We start from the raw sequence: 23756 nt of genomic DNA on the forward strand, positions 1-23756 counted from the left end.
CTCTCCTGGCCTATGGACTTGTGGATAAGCCATTCTGAGAGTAAGGTGAATGAACTAACAAACCGGGAATAGCTCTTATTTTTCCTGAATTTTGTTCCAGATCCCCGGACCTAGCTAATAGTATCTGCACAGATTTTTTTCCACATGAGTTTCTAATTAAGGCGTAATTATCTGCTTTGAGAAGTTTTACTTTTTTACTATCGTTTAACGGGCTTAATAAAGTACGCAGAATATCGACATAGCCCTGTTGAGCTGCACTATTGATGATTTTATAATCATTGACTTTAATCACTGCTTCTAGCTCATTAGGGAATAGATAAGAGTGTAGTAATTTAAATGACTCTAAATGGCCCTGTTCAGCTGCGTGATAAATTGCTTGAGTGATAGCCTTTTTATAGAAAGTAAGCCCAAACCAAGGCCTAATAAAGTACTCATAGAGGAAGTTCATTAATTTTTCATTTATTGAATGGCCGGATGGCTTTATGGGCATGTATTGAAGTAAGTGCTTAATTGTGTCAACTTGGCCATAAAATGCCGCTGCCTGAAGGGCATGATTAAGGGCTTCATCATGTTCTGAGGTTGTGCCTAAGAAGGTTAGGAAATAGTGATATAGATTCCTAAAGCTTAAGAACATTCCCCAAGTGTTGGTTCTCTGTATGTCATATGGCTCGATATAAGCAAGTAAATGCTCAAGCACTTGGGTATGACCATTGGCTGCTGCAAGTTTAACCGCCTTGTAATTATCTGCCTTAGTCGCTGCCTTTTTTTGCTCCTTATTTCCTGGAAGTATTTCTAAATGCTGCGCCTTTCCTTGCTTGGATGCAATTTGAAAAAGAGTCAGAGAGATATCTTAATCGTTTACGAACCAGCGGTCTTCATTATTAAATAGTGGATATCCTAATACTTTAAGATCAGCGGGTTCTGTGTTAAGAAAAGATTGGAGAGTGATATAATCAATCATTTTAGCCTCAAATGGATTTATATTGTGCCAATTGTATCATAATTAAGTAGACAAAATTATATTTATTTTATAAAAATATACAAATATAACCACAAGTGATTATTAAATCAGTATATTTAAGAATAATCTGCGTTAAAAATAGCCTCGAAAGATCTGCGGCTAGTTTTAATATTCTGAAAAATATAATTAAGTTTTTTGTAAAAAGTCTAAAAACTTTGGCGCCAAGATGAAGTGATGAATATTGGTTATTTATAAAAATAGAATTGAAAGGGAAGTTTGATGCTAAAACCAGGTAAGTTAATGTTAATACTTTGTTCCATAGGAGTAGTAAATTCTTATGCAGAAGTACCCCGACAAGGGTCTAATAAGGAGTGCATATCATTACAATGTTCCACTAATTATTGGGAACTTGGCCTAACAGGGGAGTATCTGCAGTTACAATCCTCTTTGACGCATCCTTCGCTACCTACCTATCACAGCAATTTTGCTAGCGAATCTATATGGAATGGTGCTTTTATTATCGATGCCGCCTACCATTTCAATAATCATAATGATATCAAATTAAGTTGGCAACATTTTAGTGAAACTGATTCAACTTCGGGCACCCATATAAAAGAAACACATATAATCCCGCAGGAAAAAGATCCAATTTACACGGTTTATCCCAAAACTCAATTGGATGCAGTTGGTTTAGATTTAGGGCGCTTAGTTTATTTAGGCCCGACTTTTTCTCTTAAATTAAGAGGTGGTTTAAATTATGTCGCGCTCAAAGCTAAGAGAACTCAATATAATTATGGTCTTCTCCAAGACCTCAGTGATGAAGATGGCAATGAAACCATTCGATACGGCAACTGGTATACCGGCATATTGCAATCGCAATATGAAGGAGTAGGGCCTCAGATTAGCGGAGAAATTAGCAAAGACATGGGTCATGGCATTTCGGCTTTTGCGCATAGTGCTTTAGGACTACTTATAGGACAAAGTAAAGCACGCGCCGACACCAACCTTGCAGCTATTTCTTCTCAGAAATCCCAGACCAGAACTTTATTGCTGCAAGCAAATTACGTAAATCAAAATACTTATACCTCTAACAATGTAGTACCTAATTTTGATGCTAAGGTGGGTTTAAGTTATAAAATAGAACATTGCAACTCGGTAACCGAAATAATGGCTGGCTGGTCTATGCAATATTATTTTGATGCGTTTCTAAACCCCAATTATGGAATGAGTGAGCAAATTAATAATGGTCCCTTTTTTATTCCGGGTGAAACCCAACAGCCAGCTCCCAATCTCATCCAAATAGATCCGGTCTTAACTAATGCGACGCTTATGTCGTCCACCTTATATACCTATTTAGCGCTTAGCGGACCTTTTCTAAAAGTTCGATGGCAAGGCATTGTGTAGCTGGTACATGAAGGTTTAATTAGTCTGTTTAATCGCAGAGCATGCACAAAGAATAAAAATTTTTGTGCATGCTCCTTGCCTGTCAGTTAGAAAAACAATACCCATCAATCTTAAATGTTATTTATCTGTTTAAATAGTACTATAATTTAAATGGTTAAAACTTAAGCTACAAAGGTTGAGCCATGGTAAATTATAGGAGTTGGACTTTAGTAGGGTGCTTAACTGTTAGCTGCATGAGCACTGCAGCAGCCATGCGTTGTGGTGATAAGTTAGTCTATACGGGGGATGATCAATTCACTATTTTACAAAAGTGTGGCGAGCCCTTAGCAAAGCAAACATACGAAGAAGTGATACCACTTTATAATCAAGCGGGGTATCAAATAGGTACCACAAATAATGTTGTTGAACGCTGGATTTATCAGCGCTCCCCAGCTGATTTTCAATATACCTTAATTTTTGATGGAGGTATTTTGAAAGAAATCAATGCTAACCGTAATCCTTCATAACTTAAGGACTTTAAATGAAATTTTTAACAAGCTTTACCCTGATGATAGCGTCTATATTTGCTCATGCGGATGATTCCATCTCTATGACAGTCCCTAAAAATCAGCCGTCTTTTGTGGTCAATTTAGCAGCAAATCCTACTACTGGTTTTCAATGGTCTGTTGTACATTTTGATAAGGACTTACTCGCTTTAAGTTCTAGCGTGTATCAGCAACCTGATACCAAATTGATAGGAGCGGGAGGAAGAATGTTATTTACTTTCAGTTTAAATAAAGGTAAAGCCTATCCGCAAAGCACTGAGTTGACTTTTAAATATGCAAGACCATGGGAAAAAGATGGTTCTGCCACAGTCCAAAAAGTAACTGTAAAATTTGTCGACCAGGATAAAATAGAAAGTAAATAGAGTATAGGTCGAGTCTCAACTCGACCAAATGCAGCAAACTTATAGGCTACACCCAATAGTAGATTTTGCCTCTTCGGTGGACACTTTATCCCCCAGCGGAGGCACAAGGCAAGTGTCAACCAGAAGAGCTCCTTTTTCTGCGGGCTTGATGTCATGCTTTAAATTATATTTTTTATATATAGCGTGGATAAATGCTGCATAATGAGCACGGTCACTGACATCATCAAACATATAATTAGGGTGGCTTGAGCGTTCTAACTTTAAAAGATAGACAGGATTTTTCCCTTTATCTGCTAAAGCTTGGGCTATTCTTTCAGTGTTTTTGCAAGGTACAATATTATCAATTTTAGACGTAATGAATACCACCGGTGTACCTTCTGGAAACTCATTGATGCTGTTTAGAGGTGAGGGGCCCTGGGGATCATACCCAATATAACCTTTTCTTTTAAAAAAAGATAAGCCTGAATTAACAGCGGATTTAAGTCCTGACGCAAGGCGTGTCCCAAATGGTGATAGATAGTGAGACAAAATATTTTGAGTTGAATCAATGGCACCTTCTAACACCACCAATTTTACTTCTGGGTATTTTTCTTTAGCATAAGCACAAAAAGTTGCTGCAGTACCGCGAGAAACCCCCCATAAAATTAAATTCTTGCTTTTATTCTCTTCACTAAGCCAGGTGAGGTATTTTTCTCGGTGGCTTTGCATGTCCTCCTTCTGACCTACACTGATTTTGGAAAGCGTAGGAACGTGATAGGCTATGGACTCCTGCTGCGGGATAGGGCGAGTAAAATGAACTCCGTAATAGCAATTGGCACCCCATGTAATTGCTGAACTTATAATATTAATAGGATTAAGATAAGACCAATAGCTGGTAAAAACATTAAAACGAATATCGCCCACTTCAACACCAAGATGGGGTTTTTTTATCACATCAAGCGGTTTAAGCGATTTACATCCCTCACTCCACATGAGTTGGCCTGTGGTAGCCTTAATTTTTTGGTTACCAACATATTTTAATACTTGGGTTTGCGAGGTGCCAATTCCTTGAAAAAACAACGTGTCACATTCTTCACCTGGGCCATCCCATTTCTGTGTTTGCTCGTCTTTCATTTTGATCCCTCGCAAGTTATTTAGATAAAATTTAAGCCCCGTCCTGGTTCATTGTTATTTTTCTAAACGGCAAATATCTAGGTTCCCAGAATAACTCCGTGATAAGGGCTTTAAGATCTTTATCTTGATTCTTTTGAGCATGTCCGGAATTGATGGCACATTGTGCAACAGCAACGGCAATTGCTTTCGCAACAATCTGGGCATCATCTAAAGAAGGCAATAAAGGCAGTATGCTTTCCTTCTTGCTAGGGGCAAAAGTACACAAGGTTTCTGCTGCTGCCAAAATCATATCTTTAGTTAAGCGCGAAGCATTCACCGCTAAAACACCTAAACCTATTCCTGGGAATACGAGGGCGTTGTTACATTGGGCAATTTGTACCATACGATTTTGATACTCGACATCAGGAAAGCCTGTGCCGGTTGCAATCAAGGCTTTACCTTGAGTCCATTTTAAAATATCGCTGGGTTGTGCTTCACATTTCTCATCAGGATTGGATAAGGGGAATATAATTGGACGTTCACAATTGGCGGCCATATGTTCAATAATATCTTGAGAGAATGCGCCTGTTTGGGCGGAGCATCCAATGAGCACTGTTGGCTTAACATGGCGAATGGTATCAGTAAGAGAAGGCGCATTTGCATTGTTTATAGACCAAGTCATTGGCTCTTGAGGATCTCGTGCATAAGGTTTTTGTGCATGGGTAAGATCGTTTTGATTATTAAGCAAGAGGCCTTGGCGATCAATAAGCCAAAAACGTTTATATGCTTCTTCTTTTGTTAAGCCATTACGGACTAAAGCGTCAATAATCTGATCGCTAATACCAGTACCAGCAGACCCTGCTCCAAAGACTACAATGCGTTGATCTTCAAGCTTTGTGCCTGTTACATCACAAGCAGCTAATAAGGCAGAAAGTGTAACGGCTCCGGTACCTTGGATATCGTCATTAAAAGTACATAAGACATCTTGGTATTGATCAAGAATACGACGAGCATTACCACGACCAAAATCCTCCCAATGTAAAAAAGCATTGGGAAAATGTTTATGGATGGCAGTAACAAAGGTTTGGATAAAATCATCGTACGCTTCATTATTTATTCGTGGATGTCGGCATCCTAAATACATCGGATCATTAAGTAAATCCTGATTATTAGTACCTACATCTAAAAAAACGGGTAAGGTTCGAGTGGGGTCTATACCACCACATAAACTGTATACCATAAGTTTAGCGACCGGAATGTCCATTCCACCAATACCTTGATCACCAATCCCTAAGACTCCCTCACCATCAGTAACCACAATTAAATCAATGTTAGGATTGGAGCGATTATTGATAATTTCCTCAATCTGATTTTTATCTGAATGAGCAATGTATAAACCTCTTGGTTGGCGGTATTCGTGGCTAAAACGCTTTACTGCAGTACCTACAATAGGCGTATAAATAGTGGGTAGCATTTCCCCCACGTGTTTATTGAGTAATTTATAAAAAAGAATTTGGTTTTTATCATGCAGATTATTTAAATAAATATTTTGTTGTAAACGAGTAGTGTAGCCCGAATATTGCAAATAGGCGCGTTTGGTTTGTTCTTCTAGAGTTTCGACTCGATGAGGTAATTTTCCTAAAAGACAAAACTCTTTGCGTTCTTCATAGGTAAACGCCGTACCTTTATTTAGTTGAGGAGTGGTCAGTAAAGGTTTACCACTTAATGATGTTTCGATATACAATTCGCCGGTTTCTGGATCGCGATTCAATTTAAAATCAAGCATGGAAGGTTCCCATAGATAGCGTTACGTGCTGACTGGTGATAATATCGGCTTTTCCTAGTGTACATCAAGAGGTTAGGCATGAATAAGTACATAGTTTTAACTCTAGTAACCCTCGGATTGGTTGCTTGTGGGGCTAAAGATGAACAATATTACCGTTCTCATCCTAAAGAAATCCAAAAGGGCTTAGAAAGTTGCCCGGCCAAACAGCCAGAAGGTATGAGCTGTCAACAGTTACAGCAACTTGGCCAGCGCATGAATAATTTAGCGTTTCAATTGCAATCTAGTCCGCAAGGTTTTGGTGCTAAAATTTTAGCCTTACAAGAGTCACTTGCTAAGGAAGAGCAAGAGCTAAGCATTAAAGAATCCCCCGAGCTTAAGCAAGCAATAGCGCAAAAAAAACATACTTTAGCTGAATACATGGCTGTAGTGAAATGGTTAGAGTCGCCTGAGAGTTGATGATGAAAATCTTAGTGAGTAATGATGATGGGTTCTTTGCCCCCGGTATTCGAGCTTTAGTTCATGAATTAGCTACAATTGCTGACATAGAAGTGGTTGCACCTGACCGGAATAGGAGTGGCGCAAGCAATTCTTTAACACTGACTAGACCCTTAACTGTAAAAAAAATGGAAAACGGCTTTTATAGTGTGGAAGGAACACCCACTGATTGTGTGCATTTAGCAGTTACGGGCTTATTAGATACTGAATTTGATATGGTTGTTTCTGGAATTAATGATGGTGCTAATTTAGGTGATGATGTACTTTATTCTGGAACGGTTGCAGCTGCAATGGAAGGACGATACCTAGGTTTGCCGGCAATTGCCATTTCCATGGCAGGAGATCAAATTCATCATTATGAAACAGCCGCCTTCATTGCCAAACAATTGGTATTGCAGCTCAAGAGCCAGGGTTTACCTTCTCAAACTATTTTAAATGTTAATGTTCCCGATCTACCTTTGAATCAGTTAAAGGGGATGGAAGTTACCCGTTTGGGTACACGCCATTGTGCTGAACCTACTATTAAAGATCATGATCCTAGAGGTCGACCTATTTATTGGATAGGGCGTCCCGGTGTAGAAGCTGATTCAGGAATCGGCACCGATTTTTATGCGGTAAGCGCGGGAAAGGTATCTATTACCCCTTTGCATTTAGATATGACTAATTATAAAATATTTGATCAGTTGTCTGGTTGTTTAGAAGGCATAAACTTATCGTCTAATTGAGTATAAGTTTTAATTAATACGAGAAGTAGTATATGCATCAACTATTTAAAGGCTTTTTTTGCCTTACTCTTTTCATAATTATTGCCGGTTGCGGCTCAAGAAACGAGCTTGCTCCCGTTAGCGAATTAAGATCACAAGCCTTTTCTCGTTCACCTAACGTGCATATCGTACACCGTGGTGAAACTTTATATGCTATTGCCTTTGGCTATGATACCGATTTTAGACAGCTAGCTCGTTTGAATAATTTACGTCCACCATATAAGCTTAGAGTAGGACAAGTGCTTCATGTACGGCCTGGTCAAGCAAGAAAAATTATTTCTAAACCGCAATATGTGCCGCGTCGTACTTATTTAAGACCGCAAAAACCTCATAGACCAATAAAGACGCCGGTAATAACTACTTATACTTCTGGTGCTTGGTATTGGCCCTTACAAGGAAAAATAATTACTTCCTTTATTCCGAATCAAGGCAAAAAAGGCATAAATATTGCATCTCATAAAGGTGAGAAAGTTCATGCGGCTTCAAGTGGTGTAGTGGCTTATGCTGGAAGTGGATTAGCAGGGTATGGAAATTTAATTATTATCAAACATAATAATGAATTCTTAACTGCTTATGGTAATAACTCAAAAAATTTAGTTTCAGAAGGGCAACGGGTAAACGCGGGACAAGTTATAGCCGAAGTTGGGGTGATTGACCATAAATATTGGGGTGTTCATTTTGAAATCAGGAAAATGGGAATCCCAGTCAATCCATTGAATTATCTAAAAAAAGGTTGACGTATAACTTGTAGTTATTGCAAAAATAGTCTTAATTAAGAAATTACTTAATTAAGACTAAAACCATATAGGTGATACAATGCGCGATGATGATGAGCCAATTAAAGATAAAGAAAATGAAATCAAAGAGGATGATTGGTCTGAGGATGATGACAGTCTACTCTTAACCGATGATGATTTTATTGAGGAAGAAATTGAAAAGAGCGAGCTTGCCGAGATCCCTGAACTTGACGATGCCTCTTTAAATTACATCCATCATCACAAAAACATCTCCAAAGCTATGGATGCGACTCAGCTCTATTTAAGTGAAATAGGATTTTCTCCTTTACTGAGTGCCGAGGAAGAAGTGCATTATGCAACGCTTGCCTTAAAAGGGGATATTGCTGCGCGCAAAAAAATGATTGAGTCTAACTTAAGATTGGTAGTGAAAATTTCACGCCGTTACCTAAATCGCGGTTTACCTCTATTGGATTTGATTGAAGAGGGCAATTTAGGTTTAATGAAATCAGTTGAAAAATTTGATCCCAATCGCGGATTTAGGTTTTCCACCTATGCCACTTGGTGGATTCGCCAAACCATTGAACGGGCTATAATGAATCAAACAAGGACTATTCGTTTGCCCATTCATGTGGTTAAAGAGCTTAATGTTTATCTTCGGGCTGCAAGGCAACTCACCCAAAAGCTTGATCACGAGCCCTCACCAGAGGAAATTGCTGAAATGGTCGATAAACCTTTAGAGGATGTGCAAAAACTCTTAGGGTTAAATGATAAAGTCACTTCTGTTGATACTCCAATTGGCTACGATGAGAGCAAATCTCTATTAGACACTATTGCTGATGAAAATAGTGTTAATCCTGCTGAATTACTTACTAATGAAAACCTACGTCTTCACATAGAGTCGCTTTTAGATAAACTTACCGAAAATCAACAACAGGTGATTGCTCGACGTTTTGGTTTACGGGGCTTTGAAAAGGCTACTCTTGAGGATGTAGGTAAAGAAATTGATTTGACTCGAGAGCGGGTGCGGCAGATTCAAGTTGAAGCCTTAAAGACCTTAAGAAGTTTGTTAGAGAAGGTTGGTTTAACCCAGGAAGATCTTTTCTAAAGCTGCTATGTATTGATTCAATAAAGGCTGATTGGAATGATAGGCGCCAATCTGCTTTTATTGCTTCTAGTTAAACAAAACCTCTTTATTAACCTATTTTCCACTGAGCTACAGGGAGTTCCATATCCTGATTTTCCATGTACACAGCGAGCAAATTAGTAAAATCTCTCCCGTATCTTTGTACAAATTTTCGTTGCCATGTGGCGCCATTTTGTTTTAAAGTAATGCGGCTTTTAATAACACTCAAGTAATAATCAATCTCTTGTTTATCTATTTCTAATTGGGAAAGACCTAGCTCTGCTAGAGGTAGGAGCTCTTCAAGTAAATCCAACACTGTGATACTTTGTTCATTAGTCCAAGTTATACGCGCATCCAAACCATGCTGTGCTGCTGTATAAAAATTTTTCTTTGCTGTGGCAAAGGGAATTAAATGCTGTATTAATAGTGGTTGACAGGAAAAATAATTAACGAGGCCATAAAAAAAAGCCGCATTAGCTACCATATCCAATAAGGTTGGGCCCGCAGAGGGAATTCGATGCTCTATGCGTAAATGAGGTTTTTGGTTTTGAAAATCAAGAATCGGCCTATTCCAACGATGTACAACACTATTCAATTGTCTAAGATGTATCATTTCCTCGATAGATGCATCCCGCCAAACTTCTTCCAATAAACGAGGATAGTAGTTTAGATTTTGCTTATACAAGTCCCAAAAAGAATCTGTTAAATAACTATCGCCAAAAAGGCTAATATATTTAAGCCCAGGCGGATAGTGGCTAGCCCTCGCGAAGTTTTTGAATAAAAAAATTCTTGATTCATGGTAAATATCTTTACCATTGAAATAAGGGGAGTTGGCTGCTAAAGCCACCATAGGAGCAGATAGGACTTGTATCGTATTGTAAATATCAACAGAACGAGAAAAAGGTACTTTTAAATGTAATTGAAAAGCTGACATTAATCCTGAAATGCATAGAGGAAGCGCATTTTCAAGCGTTAATTTTTCATAGCCACTTAGTATAATAGAAAAATTATTTCCGTGGGCAGCGCTATAACTGTTATTGAGTAATTGATAACGGGGTTTTGGCGTTACATAGTTTCTTTTTTTATATAGATCAGTGTCGCCAGGTAGACTGCCAATCAAAATTAAATGGTGCTTATTTTGTTTTGCTCGGTGTGTGCACTCCCCCCAAATTTGCGTAATATGTTGGTGTAGCAAATTAAGGCAGTTTTTTGCTAAGGGGTAATGCTTAGTGTTGATTTCAAGTTGAGCTGCGCCACACTCTACAATCACTCTGGGATTTAAAACCTGTTTTACAAATTTAATATTCCCCGCTACGGGCTCATAAAGCTTATTCAATAGCAAAAACTCAATTTCTGAACCTAGTTCAAAGCCTTCATCATCAAAATATCTTTCCTGAAACCAAGTTTTTAATAATTCTGTCTCTTGGCGGACACGAAAATCAAATTCTTCACTCTGTAAGGGTAGTTGGGAGTCATCTATAGTGTGTTTCATTTACATTCCAAAAGTGCACAGTGAAGATTTAAACTGCAAATCCCTAAGGTGTAAGTAAATTTAGATATCACTATTTAGTTTAGTCTATGTAAACAAAATTTTAGGATGGGCAAAAAATATTTATGAAATTGGCGTTTAAAACGCCAAAATTTTAACGCTAGTTATTGGTTTTTGTTTCAAGAAAATAGGCTTTAAACCCTCCCCAGCACTTAATATAATTAGTTTGGAAACTTAGATGCCCCATCGCTGCTTGAGTAGCGAGCCATGGATCTTTAGTTTCAAACATAAAGGCTAGAGAATCATTAAACTGCGGCTTTAGCTCTTGACTGGCCGCTTTTTTATAAGAGTCATAATCCGGGCCATGGGGGGTCATGCAATTATGAATGCTTACGCCGCCTGGAGTGAAACCCTCTTTTTTTGCATCGTATACTCCTCGAATAAGCCCCATTAACTCATTCATATAGTTACGATGGAAATAGGGAGGTCTAAACGTATGTTCTGCAACCATCCAGCGTGGCGGAAAAATGACAAAATCAAGATTAGCAACCCCGGGAGTGTCACTTTCTGAAGTTAGGACGGTAAAAATGGAAGGATCCGGGTGATCAAAACTTACCGTATTTATGGTATTAAATAAACTAAGATCATAACGGTAAGGTGCATAGTTTCCATGCCACGCCACTACATTTAACGGCGAATGATCACAATGGGCAATCCATAGTTGGTGATGATTTTTGCAAATTATACGGCTGTTACGCAGCTCTTTTTCGTAGGCGGCACAGGGGTATTCAAAATGTCTGGGATTGGCTAAACCGTTGGCGCCAATAGCACCTAATGAGGGTAGTACAAATGGGTTTCCGCCATTTTCACCTAAGTAGCCTTTCGCTTCTTGGGAAACTAATTCTACTTTAAATTTTATTCCACGAGGAATCACTGCAATGGTTCCAACTGGCAAAGCAAGAAGCCCACATTCGGTATGCAGATTTAGCTCTCCTTCATAGGGAACGAATAAAAAATCGCCGTCATTATTTACAAAATAAGTATCAGTCATTGACTGATTGCAATGATAAAGATAGGCGTTATTTAAAGCGGTTCCAGCTAGGTGGAATAGGCTATGAATGAAATCTGCTTGGTCTTGCCTCTTATTGACAGGTGACCAGCGTAAGGCATTAGGAGAGTGCGGTTTATAGAAGGAATCATTGAGCACATGTTGATAGGGTTCATAGCTACCTTGCGCCACTGAGGGTAGTATACGGTAGAGCCAGCTCCTTAAATTATTAGATCGGGGGCGGGTAAAAGCAGTTCCGCTTAATTGTTCTGCATAAAGTCCAAACTTACATTGTTGGGGGGAGTTTTGATTAACAGGCATGGCCCCAGGGACTGCCTCAGTATGATGATAATTTCCAAATCCTTGTAAATACACCATTAATCTCCTTGAGATTGTTCAATCACGCTAGCATAGTCTAAATAACTGAAAAATGTCGAGTAGGAAAGGTCGTTTAGACGTTCTTTTTAATGAAAAGGCAAGGTATAATTTATTCAGTAATTAAAATGAATATAATTAAAGGTGAAGTAATGGCAGGTCACAGTAAGTGGGCAAATATTAAGTTCCGTAAAGGCGTTCAAGATGCAAAGCGTGGTAAAATATTTACTAAATTGATTCGAGAAATCACGGTGGCAGCTCGTATGGGCGGGGGGGATGAGTCATCTAATCCGCGCTTAAGAGACGCGGTTAAAAAGGCGCTCAACGCAAACATGAAACGTGATACTATTGATAATGCAGTCAAACGCGGAGTGGGGGGCTTAGATGGTGATACTATGGTGGCTATGCGCTATGAAGGCTATGGTCCTGGTGGTATTGCTGTTTTAGTTGATTGTCTATCTGATAATAAAAATCGCACTGTCTCGGATGTGCGCCATGCTTTTACCAAACATGGTGGAAATTTAGGAACCGATGGTTCCGTTGCCTACCTCTTTGTCAATCAAGGTGAAATTCTAATGTCACCTAATTTATCAGAAGAAAAAGTAATGGAAGTGGCTATTGATGCCGGTGCTTCAGACGTTACCTCGGAGGATGGACAAATAGAAGTTATTGCCCCTGTTGAATCTTATCATAGCGTGCTGAACGCTTTACAAGAGGCAGGTCTTGAGGTTGAAGAATCTCAGTTGACCATGCGGGCGAATCTCATGGTGGCTATTGATGATGAGAGTGCGCAGAGTTTAATAAAACTAATTGATATGCTTGAAGATTTAGATGATGTCCAAGAAGTATATACCAATGCACAATTTTCTGAACAACTTTTAGAATCAATGAACTAATGAGTATTATCTTAGGGATAGATCCAGGCTCACGGATAACAGGCTATGGCATCATTAAAGAATACAACCGTAAGCTTGAATACATCGATAGTGGTTGTATTCGTACAACTCCTGATGAAGGACTAAGTGAGCGTTTATTGCAAATTTATGATGGTGTTTGTCATTTAATGGATAAGTACTCCCCTGGTGAGGTGGCTATTGAGCAAGTATTTATGCATCAAAATCCTAGCTCAGCTTTGAAATTGGGTCATGCTCGGGGAGTCGCAATGGTGGCAGCAGCCTCTCATCGAGTAAAGGTGAGTGAATATTCACCGAGAGAAATTAAACAAACCGTCGTGGGTTATGGAGCCGCAGAAAAATCACAAGTAAGCCATATGGTCGTACAATTATTGTCTTTGAATAGCGCCCCGCAAAGCGATGCCGCTGATGCATTGGCCATAGCCATCTGCCACAGCCATATGCGCCATTCGCTAGTTACCGGCGGCGCGGGACAAAAAATAAAACTAAGGAGACGGTCTCGATGATTGGTTGGTTAAATGGGCAAATAGTAGATAAACATCAACCCGGAAAATTGGTTTTAGATGTCAATGGCGTTGGTTATGATATAGAAACCTCATTGAATACTTTTTTTCAATTGGAACATGCTAATAAAAACGTAGGATTACATATCCATACGGTAGTGCGAGAAGATGCTTTATTACTCTATGGTTTTCTTGATAAAGAGGAGCGTGCTTTATTTAGGGCCCTTATTAAGGTAAATGGCATTGGTCCCAAATCAGCAATTGCTATCCTTTCCAGTATTTCTCCTGCAGAATTCGTTCAATGCATACAACAAGAAAATGCATCATTACTGACCAAACTTCCTGGAATAGGAAAAAAAACGGCGGAGCGTTTAGTCGTGGAAATGCGTGATAGTTTGAAGCATTTCGCAGGAACCCATGGCCAGAATAACATTAGCCCCGCAGTTCCTATGCGTAGTCAAGATGAGGCGATTAGTGCCTTAGAGGCCTTAGGTTACAAATCGCAAGAGGCAAGTAAAGTAGTTAATAAAATTGACGACGGCCTTAAAACTTGTGAACAGCTAATTCGTGAGGCTTTGCAAATATTAGCGGCTAGATAAACCATTGCAAGAGAACAATTCGGCCTTATCTTGAAAGATTGATGGACAAGTGAAGCAGCTGCTTACTAAAGTATTTTAATTCTTTTATTTTTGTATAAATTACTATGCGCCAGAAGAAAATTCCTTCTGGCTAACTTGTCAGAGCCCTAATTCTTCATTGCTCTGATTTTGAAAGTCCAACCACTAAGCAAAATCGGTGTGCTCAACATCATCATTAATTTCTTCATTGATAATCGTTAATATTTGCTCTTCTAAAGCTTTAGCTTTACTAATGGGTTTATTTACCCCATTAATAATGATGGAAAATATAAGAGGACGCCCATTGGGATTAATGAGATAACCTGATAAGGCAGATATATCATGCATGCTGCCCGTTTTTGCATACACGATTTTTTCTAAAGCGGTCTTTTTCATCCTGTCTCTTAAACTACCTGAAACCCCTGATTGCGGTAGGGAGCTAAAAAAAGTAGGAAATATTTTTTTATCACGGTAAATAGTACCGAGTAAAATAGTAATTTGTTCAGCAGTCGCTAAGTTATAACGGGTACCAACACCGTCGGCTAATTCGATTTGATTGAAATCCACCCGCGTATTTTTAGATAAAATATCCTTCACAGCAAACATGGCTTGCTTATTAGTAGCCTCATTAGTGAGAGCATAGGCGAGCTGCTTGGTAAGATTATCAGCGTAAAGATTATCTGATTCTTTCAGCATATGATTAACTAGTTTAGATAGGGGGTCGGAATGTAATTGGGCAAGTAGCTCCGCATCCTTGGGTGTTTTCTCATTAATTATTTGTCCGTTAAACTGGATACCATTTTGTTTTAAAGTTTGTTTTAAGGATTGCTTTGCTAAAAGTTCAGGATCGGTAATTGCTAATTCAAGACTTTTAGGATTCTTCGTTTGTGCGACACAACCATATAGCCTTAAGGTATTATTCGGCTTTATTTCCACATTTAAACTACAGTGTTGTTTTTCAACTTCTTTACTTACCGTAATTACGTCATTAATTACTGTTATTTTTTGACTATTCTTTTTAGCTTGAATAGTGACTGGCTTCCCTAAGTCTTTAGCCGTAATTAACTCATAATGAGTCGCATTCTCGTTTAAAATAATTGCGGTATCCGGTGCTGCGTAATACCAACCCAAATCATCATAAGAAACACCGCTTGGGTAATAGGGTGGTTTAAATAAAGAAGTGTCTAGAACAATTGAACCGTTAATTTTTTTAATGTTATGAGTTTTTAAATATTGTATAAGTAAAGAATTTAAATTATCCACCGTTAAGGAGGGTGAACCACCAAAGTGAATATAATAGTTTTGCTTTTTCTGTAGCAGTTGCGTTTCAAAATAATGATCCGGCTTCCAGTAATAAAGTGCTGCCGCGGCGGTAAATAGCTTCATATTACTTGCTGGAGCTAACAATTTATTGGCGTTCCTGCTAAAAATAAGTTGTCCATTTTTAGCATCTTTAATCAAAATGCTTACTGTGGCATTAGGTAGTTCTTTATTAACTGCAATATCAATCTTACTTGATAACGAGTCAGCATGAAGTGTCTGGCCAACTAAGAACAAGCCAAGGCTTATACAAGATAAAAAGCGCACTGCTTAATTCCTTAATCATAAATGAATTAAAACCATTATCTAGCATGGAGAATAACTTGGCAAATTTAAAACAGTCTAATTATTGATTTAGTACTATTTATTAATGTCATTATTTTAATAATTCGCAATGAAATTAATTATTTGCAATATTTGTTGAGCAATCAGTCAAATTATAGTTGCAATATTATTTCGAGGTTGATATAAAAAATAAGATGTCTCAAGTTTATGGATAACCACTATAACCATAGTTGTAGTGCGCACTTGAAGGGAGATAGACATGCCAGAATTTACTGAGTTTCAGCTAAACGCTAGAAAATTATCTGAAAGAATATCTGGTCTTTTAAAAAAGTCCTCTAAAAGTGCCTTGGGATGCATGACTTTTTTCCAACCTTTGTCTATTGATGCCGAAGGAGTAAATGATGTGCAAACTATTAGTCTTGTGGCTGAGAGTTTAGATGAAAAGAATGATTTACCGTTAAGATACTACTTACAAGAGCCTAAGGCTCATTCCGTTTTATCTTCTCAAGAGTTTAAGGATTTTAAAACAAAGGCGTTAACAGGATGTTATATAGTGAAATGGCGTAAATACAACTCAGAAAGTAGTTTTAATAATAAATCCTTACTTGATTTTTTTCGCAAAGATTTGAATGTAAAGGGACTCGGAGATTTGGAAGCAGATTACATCGACTCTTGTTTAGTCGCCTTTAGTGATTTTTGTGGTTTTGTTTTTAAGAATAAAGCGAGTAGTACTTACTCTGGTTTAAATGAGCAGTTAAAAGGCTCAATCCAATTAGAAATTCATAATGCCCGTTTCCCCACAACAACTGCATCATCTTTACTATATGAAGCTGTGAATACTGGAATGCAGGCTCTAGGGATAAAATTTTAAGTTTAGCGGTCAGATAGGAGGGACTATGACATTTACACCACCAAATTTAGCAACATTATGGGAAAGAATAAATCGCTTAGATGAAGATTTGAATACTCATTTAGGGCGTTATAAAATACCGCTTAGTTCAAGTGACGAACAACCTACACCAACTACCTTACTCACTCTCATCGCTCGAACTAATTTATTAGAAACCTCCTGTGACTCAGATAGAACTACTCAGAAAGAAGTCATTGCTAAATTAGTCAATGAATTACGAGTTATATTGCTTGAGGGCAATGTAATAAAATGCCAGCAAGCAACCCAAATTTTATTAGGTGCTTTATTGCATCGCTATTTTCGGTTGATTAATGAATATAAGACCTATAATGAGGCAGCTAAAGTTCCTTTATTTGGATGGAGTGTTTATAGTTGGGATGTTAAAGACAGTAAATTATTTCAAGGGATTAGAAAGGTACTTCAACTTCCTGACCTATTAAAAACTGAAAAAACCTCTGCTGTTCTTGCAGAAGATTTAAAGAAGCTTGATGTAACAACTATCGTCACTGCCTTAGAGTGCTTTCAACAATATACTTATAAGAATGATCATTATAAAGAATTCCCTCATTTGAACCAACCTAATTTCAAACCTCAATTAGAAGAGATTATTGCGGTTCATAAATCCAGAGGCGCAACTATTTTAAAACAATATAAAGCAATCAGTTTTTTACAATCCTTTGTAAAAAAATTAAGTGATGAGCATGAAAAGTTGAAATTAGAGTTGGATAAATGGCTTAAAATTTTAAAAAAAGATCATGCCAATCTAAGTGCGGTTAGTATTGAAACGATTGAGGGACATATTAGCGCTCATATCCCAGACCCCTTTAAAGAAAAAACTATTGATTTACTTTATACGCCTTTTGTAAAGGATGAACTCCCGAGCTTAGATCCTGAGCAGTTGATTGCACAACTTAGAAGCTGCAACTCTAAATCCGCTTCTTATCTACTTACTGGGGTTTGTTCTTTAATACTTGAAGCAGAAGCAACCGGAAAAGATTTAAAACAAAGAATTTATAAAGCTTTGGGGATTGCTGATGAGGTAGAAAAATTAAGTTGTTTAGATAAAAAATACGCTCTAACTCTTCTAATCGATTATAATAAAACATTAGGAGAAAAGGATAAGCTGGATTTAGATGTGGAGTTTTTTGGTGATTTTGCGCAATACGAAACTCAATTATCTCAACTAGAGTCGCGCTTAATTGAGCGGCAAAAAGAACTCGAAGAAGAAGCCAGTGTAGTTTCGGCTACTATGTGAGTTGTCAACGTTCTATTAGGTTGGGCCTGTAGGCTCAACAATCTAAAATTATTTTTCTTAAGTTTTCCTGCGGTATTTCATTTTTCATAAAATATAAAAGAAACTCTCGTCATTGCGACGCGAGGCAACCCCTGAGTTCTAAACAACCATTATCCTGGGTTGCTTCCCTAAGGGGGCAATGACGCGTTTTTCTTAAATATGAGTTGTTTTATCTCGTTCTTTCAAGCAATTTAATACTTCGTAAAAATTTAATTCCGCTGCTTTTAATAAAACTAATAAGTGATAAATTAAATCGGCAGTTTCATTCATAATTTCTTCCTGATCCCCATTCATTACGGCAATAACCGTTTCAACGGCTTCTTCTCCGAGTTTTTGGGCGCAACGTTTAACCCCTGAGTCTAATAATTGTGCGGTGTAACTATTTTCATCGGGATTTTCTGCGCGCTCATTAATCACTGTCATTAATTCATCGATAAAACCTAAGCTACTATTCAGATGGGGCTGATAACAGCTAACATAGCCTTTATGGCAGGCAGGGCCTTTAGGAATCACTTGCACTAAAAGGCTATCATTATCACAATCTGCACTGATTTGGTGTAGGGCCATGCTATTACCAGAGCTTTCTCCTTTTCGCCATAATCTTTGTCGAGTACGGCTGTATAAGGTGAGTTGCCCACTAGTAATGGTGGCGATCAATGCTTCTCTATTCATATAGCCAAGCATCAGTACTTGGCCATTGTCGGCATTTTGGATAATAGCGGGTAACAATCCCTCCATTTTTTGCCAATCCAGTGAGTTAATTTCAATATCGCTCATAATCGCACCTCTATATTTAACGCCCTAAGCGTTGATTTAACTTCATAAATAGTAAGTATTTTGTCATGAAAAACGCTGGCTGCCAAAGCTCCGCTGACGGAGGTTTTTAAAAATACTTGCGAAAAATCGCTAAGCCTTCCCGCACCACCAGACGCAATTAAGGGCACCTGACATAAAGAGCTTATCTCTTGTAATTGCATGAGATCATAACCTGAGCGTCTGCCATCAGCCTGCATACAATTAAGGACAATTTCTCCCGCACCCCGCTCTTGTACTTCATTTATCCAATCACGTGTTTTTCTTTTAGCATTTTTGCTGGTTTTTTCATTGCCTGTATATTGATATACATAGTAATCATCAATTGACCATTGACTGTCAATACCTACAACTACGCATTGTTTGCCAAAATTATCAGCTAACTCATTGATTAAGCTTGGTCTTTCTAAGGCTGGACTATTAATAGAAATTTTATCTGCACCTGCATGCAAAATAGCTTTAGCTTGCTCAAAAGAGCGGATACCACCTGCAACCGTAAACGGAATGTGTAAGACTTTGGCTACTCCACTAATCCATTGCGGGCTAACGGCCCGTTGTTCACAACTGGCAGTAATATCATAAAAGACAAGCTCATCAGCTCCTGAATTAGAATAGAGTTCAGCTAAAGGAAGAATCTCTCCGATAACACGGTGATTGCGAAAACCCATACCTTTGACCACCTGATTATCGCGCACGTCGAGGCAGGGAATAATTCGTTTAGTTAGCATGAGCACCTCCTTAAATTAATCAAGCAGCGTAGTTACGTAGACATTGGGCTAAGTCCACCTGACCTTTGTAAAGGCTAAGTCCTAAGATAGCGGCTGCCACCCCTAATTTAGCCAATTTCTTTATATCCTCTTCATGCCGAATGCCACCAGAAGCTTGCCATTCCATTTCTGGAAAGCGATCAAGTGCTTCCTCGTATAAGGCAAAGTTAGGCCCCTTCATCATTCCATCACAAGCAATATCCGTGCATAAGATAGTTTTTATACCTAAGGCTTGATAAGCGGCGGTAATTTCCCATAAATTATTGCTACTAGAATGCTGCCAACCATGAATAGCGGGTATGGGTAAGGCATCTTTTATATTAACGTCTAAGGCAAGGATTATATTTTCGGGACTCAGACTAATAATTAATTCCTTAGTTAACTGCGGATTAGTTAGGGCAATACTTCCTAAAACGATTTTTTTTATCCCTGCTGCCAAGCAGCGTTCTGCTTGCACTTGGGAGCGAATCCCTCCACCGGCTTGGATCTCAAGGCCATAAGTCAGCATTTCTTTAATTAAACTTAGGTGTTGCATTACTCCTGTACGCGCACCATCTAAATCTACAATATGAACCCTTTGGGCTCCTGCTTGTTGGAAGGAGCACATTCGTTCTAAAGGGGAAACAGAAAATTGGGTTTGTTGATTAAATTGTCCTTGTTTAAGTCGTACACAGGCACCATTTTGTAAATCAATAGCGGGGATAATTAGCATAAACTTGGCTCCATCGAGAGAAAATTATATAAAAGTTTTAATCCTAGATTGGCTGATTTCTCTGGATGAAACTGCATACCAAAAAAATTATCTTTATTAATAATGGCTGAGAACGTCTCCTTGTAATGGCATTGTGCGGTCGTATAAGGACTGCTTTTTAATGCAAAACTATGGACAAAGTAGGCATATTCTTCCTTATAAAGCTCCTCTTTTAAGGGCGAGCTTTTAGTCCAATGTAGTTTATTCCAACCCATGTGGGGTACAGGGTAGCCTTCTTGGACTTGTAATTGCTCCGCTATCCCAGGGATTAGGCCAAGGCAGCTTACGTCTCCTTCTTCGCTGGCCTCTAAGAGTAATTGCATGCCTAGACAAATGCCTAACACGGGTTGGTTTAATGAACGAATAACATCGACTAGACCATAGTTTTTTAAAGCGCTCATACCATAAGAGGCAGTGCCTACTCCGGGTAAAATGACATGGCTGGCATTAAAAATTTCTAGTTCATCATGAGTTAAAATGACTTCAAAACCTAAACTAGTTATGGCATTACTTAATGAGCTTAGGTTAGTACCACTCACATCGATAATAGCAATCATAAGCTTCCTTTTGTTGATGGAAGATAATCATCCGAGCGTTTACAAGCTTGACGTAAGGCTCGGCCTAAGGCTTTAAAACAGGCCTCAATCATATGATGGTGATTGTTACCGGTTACGCTTAGGTGAATGCTGGCACTAAGTGAGTTAGCCAAAGAATTAAAAAAATGAGGAACCATTTCGGTCGCCATTCCACCTACAAATTCGCGAGTGAAAGCCCCGGTGAATTGACAAAAGCTGCGTCCACTTAAATCGAGAGCGATCGTGGCTAAGGATTCATCCATGGGTAAAGTAAAACCATAGCGGTTAATGCCTCGCTTATCTCCTAAAGCCAATTTTAAAGCCTCCCCTAAAGCAAGGGCTACATCTTCCACTAAATGGTGATCGTCTACTTCTATATCCCCCTTAGCATCAAGTTTTAAATCAAAGCCTGCATGCTTAGCTACTTGTTCGAGCATATGGTCAAAGAACGCTAGGGGGGTCTTTATTGTACTGTGCTGATCACAATCTAAGTTAAGCTCAAGGGTAATATCAGTTTCTTTGGTTACTCTAACCACCCGGGTACTGCGCAGCTTTTTCAGTATTGCTTGAACAATATCTGCCCAAGTATGAACAGGGGAAATGGGGACAAACTGTACACCCAAATTACTTGCCAGTTCCTTATCTGTTTCTCGATCACCTATTACCCAGGAGTAGTTTTTATCAACAACATTCTCCTTCATGAATTGATCTAATAAGCCGGTTTTAGGTTTGCGGCAACTGCAATTATTCTCAGGAAGGTGAGGGCAGATAAAAATGGGATTGAATTCAATCCCTTGTGAAGCGAAGAGCTCAATAATAAATTCATGGCAACGACGAAATTGAGGTTCAGGGAAAGAGCTTGTTCCTATCCCATTTTGATTACTTACCATCACCAATTGAAACCCTGCCTTTTTTAATTGTAAAAGGCTGGGGATAACGTTGGGAACTAATTTAATTTTTTCGAGACTATCTACTTGAAAGTCATAAGGCTCTTCAACTAAGGTTCCATCACGGTCAATAAATAATATTCTTTGCATCATTTTAAATCCTAACGGTTAATTCATTAAACGAAGTCATCGCTTTTATAAGATGAGAGTTCTGCTCTGCACTTCCTATGGTGATGCGAAGATGTTGATGTAATAAAGAATTGGCTGAAAATTGCCGTATAGTAATGTTATTAGTAGCTAAATATTCTGCTAGCGTCTGCGCATAAGTAGTTTTCAATAAGAGAAAATTAGTTTCTGAGGGATAAATTTTTTCAATCCAGGTTATTCTCCCTAATTCGAAAAGGAGTTTCTCGCGTTCCTTTTTAATTTTTTGAAGGGCCATAATGAACCACTGCTTATTGCGCAAGGCTTGTTGCGCTATGCTTATAGTAGAGCTTGGAATGGTGTAAGGGGCCATAATTTGATTAAGGGCGTTAATAATTGCCGCCTGGCTAATAACGGCACCTAAACGGATTCCTGCTAAACCAAAAGCTTTAGATAGGGTGCGCAGGATAACTAGATTATCGAACTGCTTAATTAAGATCGTGGCACTTTGTCTTTCTGTAAATTCAATATAGGCCTCATCAACGACGATGACGGAGCGATTACGATAATGAGTACAAAGAGAGGCAATGAATTTGAGATCTACTAAAGTTCCCGTTGGATTATTGGGATTGCATAACATAATGAGCTTGCAATTAGGGCGCCAGTTCTTGTGAATTTGCTTAAGGGATAAGGTGAAGCTATCTTGGTTTAAAGGGCATTCTAATAGTTCTGCTTGCTGCAAGCGAACATAGAAAGCATACATTGAAAAGGTAGGAGGGCAATATAAAAAGGCATCTTTACCTGCTACTAAAAACAAGCGGGTCAATAAATCTATCCCATCATCACTACCGCGGGTTAAAGTAAGTTCATTTTTTTCAATATCATAATATTCTGCTAATTGTTGTTTAAGCTCGTTTTGCTGCTCATTACTTGGATAGCAATTATAAGAAGAGCGCTCGATTGGCGACCAGGGCAACTCATTAGCATGCATGCGGTATTTTCCTTCTTCGCCATGGTTATAAATAGGGGTATTGCGCAATTCAGGTCTTATTAAATTCAGTACAGACATCTTAATTCTCCACTTCTTTTAGTCTGCACTCTACTGCTTTGGCGTGCCCCTCTAAGCCTTCTATTTTTGCAAGTGAAACTGCAGCGGGCCCTAAGGTTTTAATTCCCTCTTCATTAATTCTCTGGATGGTAGAACGGGTTAGAAAATCTAAGGTATTTAAACCGTTGTAAGCTTTTGCAAAGCCGTTGGTTGGTAGGACATGGTTACTTCCAGTAATATAATCGCCTAAAGTCTCTGCAGCCCAAGGGCCAATAAATACCGTACCTGCTGCATTTATTTTATCCACCCAGGTTTCTGCATCTAGCCTATTCAGAATTAAGTGCTCAGGGGCATAAGAGTTAATTATCCTTAGTTGTTCCTCTAAATTAGGACAAATTATAATTCTGCTTTGACTTAATGCAGCTTGAGCAATCGTCTGACGAGACAAGCCAGGCAATTGACGTTGTAATTCTTGATTTACTTGCCGTGCAATTTCAGCATCATCGCAAAGTAAGATAACTTGAGAGTCGGGACCATGTTCGGCTTGCGCTAATAAATCAGCCGCTATAAAACTAGGATTCGCCTTTTTATCAGCACTAATCATCACTTCAGAGGGGCCGGCTGGCCAGGGGCTTTTCATGACTAGAAATGAACCAATTATTGTTCAGCTGTTTTTTAATCAACAGTCGACAAAAGATTCGGTAAATTTAGGCTGTGAGGCTTATTCGCTCTAAATGGTTAATAAGC

The 23756-nt window shown here is 38.6% G+C and carries 24 protein-coding genes and 1 pseudogene; 12 read left to right on the top strand and 13 right to left on the bottom strand.

Annotation, left to right across the window (positions count from 1 at the left end):
* Positions 1-10: 10 nt before the first annotated feature.
* Positions 11-697, bottom strand: coding sequence for an ankyrin repeat domain-containing protein (locus ELY15_RS05240; RefSeq protein ID WP_127098605.1), 687 nt, complete (start codon positions 695-697; stop codon positions 11-13).
* A gap of 543 nt (positions 698-1240) precedes the next feature.
* Between ELY15_RS05240 and ELY15_RS05245 the strand changes: the two genes are divergently transcribed.
* The 3 genes from ELY15_RS05245 to ELY15_RS05255 all read left to right on the top strand — a co-directional run bounded on the left by ELY15_RS05245 (position 1241) and on the right by ELY15_RS05255 (position 3272).
* Positions 1241-2365, top strand: a complete 1125-nt coding sequence (locus ELY15_RS05245; protein WP_127098606.1) for an Lpg1974 family pore-forming outer membrane protein — start codon at positions 1241-1243, stop codon at positions 2363-2365.
* Positions 2366-2547: 182 nt separating this feature from the next.
* Complete coding sequence (locus tag ELY15_RS05250) at positions 2548-2871, top strand: DUF2845 domain-containing protein (RefSeq protein ID WP_233586522.1); 324 nt, start codon at positions 2548-2550, stop codon at positions 2869-2871.
* A gap of 14 nt (positions 2872-2885) precedes the next feature.
* Positions 2886-3272, top strand: a complete 387-nt coding sequence (locus tag ELY15_RS05255; RefSeq protein ID WP_127098607.1) for a protease inhibitor I42 family protein — start codon at positions 2886-2888, stop codon at positions 3270-3272.
* Between the two features lie 39 nt (positions 3273-3311).
* Here the strand turns inward: ELY15_RS05255 and ELY15_RS05260 are convergent, their stop codons facing one another.
* Both ELY15_RS05260 and ELY15_RS05265 read right to left on the bottom strand, forming a co-directional pair.
* Positions 3312-4385, bottom strand: coding sequence for a hypothetical protein (locus tag ELY15_RS05260; RefSeq protein ID WP_127098608.1), 1074 nt, complete (start codon positions 4383-4385; stop codon positions 3312-3314).
* A 31-nt stretch (positions 4386-4416) separates the two neighbouring features.
* The gene (locus ELY15_RS05265; protein ID WP_127098609.1) at positions 4417-6150 is read right to left on the bottom strand and encodes an NAD-dependent malic enzyme; all 1734 of its coding nucleotides are present in this window, start codon (positions 6148-6150) and stop codon (positions 4417-4419) included.
* A gap of 78 nt (positions 6151-6228) precedes the next feature.
* On the opposite strand from ELY15_RS05265, the gene ELY15_RS05270 reads away from it, so the two are divergent.
* The 4 genes from ELY15_RS05270 to rpoS all read left to right on the top strand — a co-directional run bounded on the left by ELY15_RS05270 (position 6229) and on the right by rpoS (position 9251).
* Positions 6229-6606, top strand: coding sequence for a hypothetical protein (locus ELY15_RS05270; protein WP_127098610.1), 378 nt, complete (start codon positions 6229-6231; stop codon positions 6604-6606).
* A gap of 2 nt (positions 6607-6608) precedes the next feature.
* Complete coding sequence (gene surE / locus ELY15_RS05275; RefSeq protein ID WP_127098626.1) at positions 6609-7370, top strand: 5'/3'-nucleotidase SurE; 762 nt, start codon at positions 6609-6611, stop codon at positions 7368-7370.
* A 32-nt stretch (positions 7371-7402) separates the two neighbouring features.
* Entirely contained in the window at positions 7403-8146 is a 744-nt protein-coding gene (locus ELY15_RS05280; RefSeq protein ID WP_127098611.1) for a peptidoglycan DD-metalloendopeptidase family protein, read from the top strand.
* Positions 8147-8225: 79 nt separating this feature from the next.
* The gene (rpoS, locus tag ELY15_RS05285) at positions 8226-9251 is read left to right on the top strand and encodes an RNA polymerase sigma factor RpoS (protein WP_127098612.1); all 1026 of its coding nucleotides are present in this window, start codon (positions 8226-8228) and stop codon (positions 9249-9251) included.
* Positions 9252-9339: 88 nt separating this feature from the next.
* Here the strand turns inward: rpoS and ELY15_RS05290 are convergent, their stop codons facing one another.
* Positions 9340-10761: a glutamate-cysteine ligase family protein gene (locus ELY15_RS05290; RefSeq protein ID WP_127098613.1), complete on the bottom strand. Its 1422-nt coding sequence runs from the start codon at positions 10759-10761 to the stop codon at positions 9340-9342.
* Between the two features lie 157 nt (positions 10762-10918).
* Complete coding sequence (gene hmgA / locus ELY15_RS05295; protein ID WP_127098627.1) at positions 10919-12181, bottom strand: homogentisate 1,2-dioxygenase; 1263 nt, start codon at positions 12179-12181, stop codon at positions 10919-10921.
* Positions 12182-12333: 152 nt separating this feature from the next.
* Between hmgA and ELY15_RS05300 the strand changes: the two genes are divergently transcribed.
* The 3 genes from ELY15_RS05300 to ruvA are packed head-to-tail and all read left to right on the top strand — an operon-like array spanning position 12334 to position 14197.
* Entirely contained in the window at positions 12334-13077 is a 744-nt protein-coding gene (locus tag ELY15_RS05300) for a YebC/PmpR family DNA-binding transcriptional regulator (RefSeq protein ID WP_127098628.1), read from the top strand.
* A complete protein-coding gene (gene ruvC, locus ELY15_RS05305; protein WP_127098614.1) occupies positions 13077-13601 on the top strand; it encodes a crossover junction endodeoxyribonuclease RuvC in 525 nt (174 codons plus the stop codon). The genes ELY15_RS05300 and ruvC overlap by 1 nt, the downstream gene beginning before the upstream one ends.
* Complete coding sequence (gene ruvA, locus ELY15_RS05310; RefSeq protein WP_127098615.1) at positions 13598-14197, top strand: Holliday junction branch migration protein RuvA; 600 nt, start codon at positions 13598-13600, stop codon at positions 14195-14197. Before ruvC ends, ruvA begins: the two co-directional genes overlap by 4 nt.
* 183 nt (positions 14198-14380) lie before the next feature.
* On the opposite strand, the gene dacB is transcribed toward ruvA, so the two are convergent.
* Positions 14381-15802, bottom strand: coding sequence for a D-alanyl-D-alanine carboxypeptidase/D-alanyl-D-alanine-endopeptidase (gene dacB / locus ELY15_RS05315; protein ID WP_127098616.1), 1422 nt, complete (start codon positions 15800-15802; stop codon positions 14381-14383).
* A 277-nt stretch (positions 15803-16079) separates the two neighbouring features.
* Here dacB and ELY15_RS05320 point away from each other — a divergent pair, with 277 nt between their 5' ends.
* The gene (locus ELY15_RS05320; RefSeq protein ID WP_127098617.1) at positions 16080-16691 is read left to right on the top strand and encodes a hypothetical protein; all 612 of its coding nucleotides are present in this window, start codon (positions 16080-16082) and stop codon (positions 16689-16691) included.
* A gap of 25 nt (positions 16692-16716) precedes the next feature.
* Positions 16717-17985, top strand: a complete 1269-nt coding sequence (locus ELY15_RS05325) for a hypothetical protein (protein ID WP_127098618.1) — start codon at positions 16717-16719, stop codon at positions 17983-17985.
* A 192-nt stretch (positions 17986-18177) separates the two neighbouring features.
* On the opposite strand, the gene hisIE is transcribed toward ELY15_RS05325, so the two are convergent.
* The 7 genes and pseudogenes from hisIE to hisD all read right to left on the bottom strand — a co-directional run.
* A complete protein-coding gene (hisIE, locus tag ELY15_RS05330; protein ID WP_127098619.1) occupies positions 18178-18801 on the bottom strand; it encodes a bifunctional phosphoribosyl-AMP cyclohydrolase/phosphoribosyl-ATP diphosphatase HisIE in 624 nt (207 codons plus the stop codon).
* Positions 18798-19565: an imidazole glycerol phosphate synthase subunit HisF gene (gene hisF / locus ELY15_RS05335; RefSeq protein ID WP_127098620.1), complete on the bottom strand. Its 768-nt coding sequence runs from the start codon at positions 19563-19565 to the stop codon at positions 18798-18800. Before hisF ends, hisIE begins: the two co-directional genes overlap by 4 nt.
* 19 nt (positions 19566-19584) lie before the next feature.
* The gene (locus ELY15_RS05340; protein WP_127098621.1) at positions 19585-20316 is read right to left on the bottom strand and encodes a HisA/HisF-related TIM barrel protein; all 732 of its coding nucleotides are present in this window, start codon (positions 20314-20316) and stop codon (positions 19585-19587) included.
* Complete coding sequence (hisH, locus tag ELY15_RS05345; RefSeq protein WP_127098622.1) at positions 20310-20912, bottom strand: imidazole glycerol phosphate synthase subunit HisH; 603 nt, start codon at positions 20910-20912, stop codon at positions 20310-20312. The genes ELY15_RS05340 and hisH overlap by 7 nt, the downstream gene beginning before the upstream one ends.
* Positions 20909-21967 (bottom strand): bifunctional histidinol-phosphatase/imidazoleglycerol-phosphate dehydratase HisB, encoded by a 1059-nt coding sequence (gene hisB, locus ELY15_RS05350; RefSeq protein WP_127098629.1) that lies wholly within the window; start codon positions 21965-21967, stop codon positions 20909-20911. The genes hisH and hisB overlap by 4 nt, the downstream gene beginning before the upstream one ends.
* 4 nt (positions 21968-21971) lie before the next feature.
* Positions 21972-23030 carry a histidinol-phosphate transaminase gene (hisC, locus tag ELY15_RS05355; RefSeq protein ID WP_127098623.1) on the bottom strand — a complete coding sequence of 353 codons (1059 nt, stop codon included), beginning with the start codon at positions 23028-23030 and terminating at the stop codon, positions 21972-21974.
* Between the two features lies 1 nt (position 23031).
* A pseudogene (hisD, locus tag ELY15_RS05360) lies at positions 23032-23634 on the bottom strand (histidinol dehydrogenase); the annotation flags it as partial.
* Between the last annotated feature and the right edge of the window lie 122 nt (positions 23635-23756).

Origin of the sequence: Legionella sp. km772 (assembly GCF_003989735.1) — a bacterium.
In the GTDB taxonomy this organism is placed as follows: domain Bacteria; phylum Pseudomonadota; class Gammaproteobacteria; order Legionellales; family Legionellaceae; genus Legionella.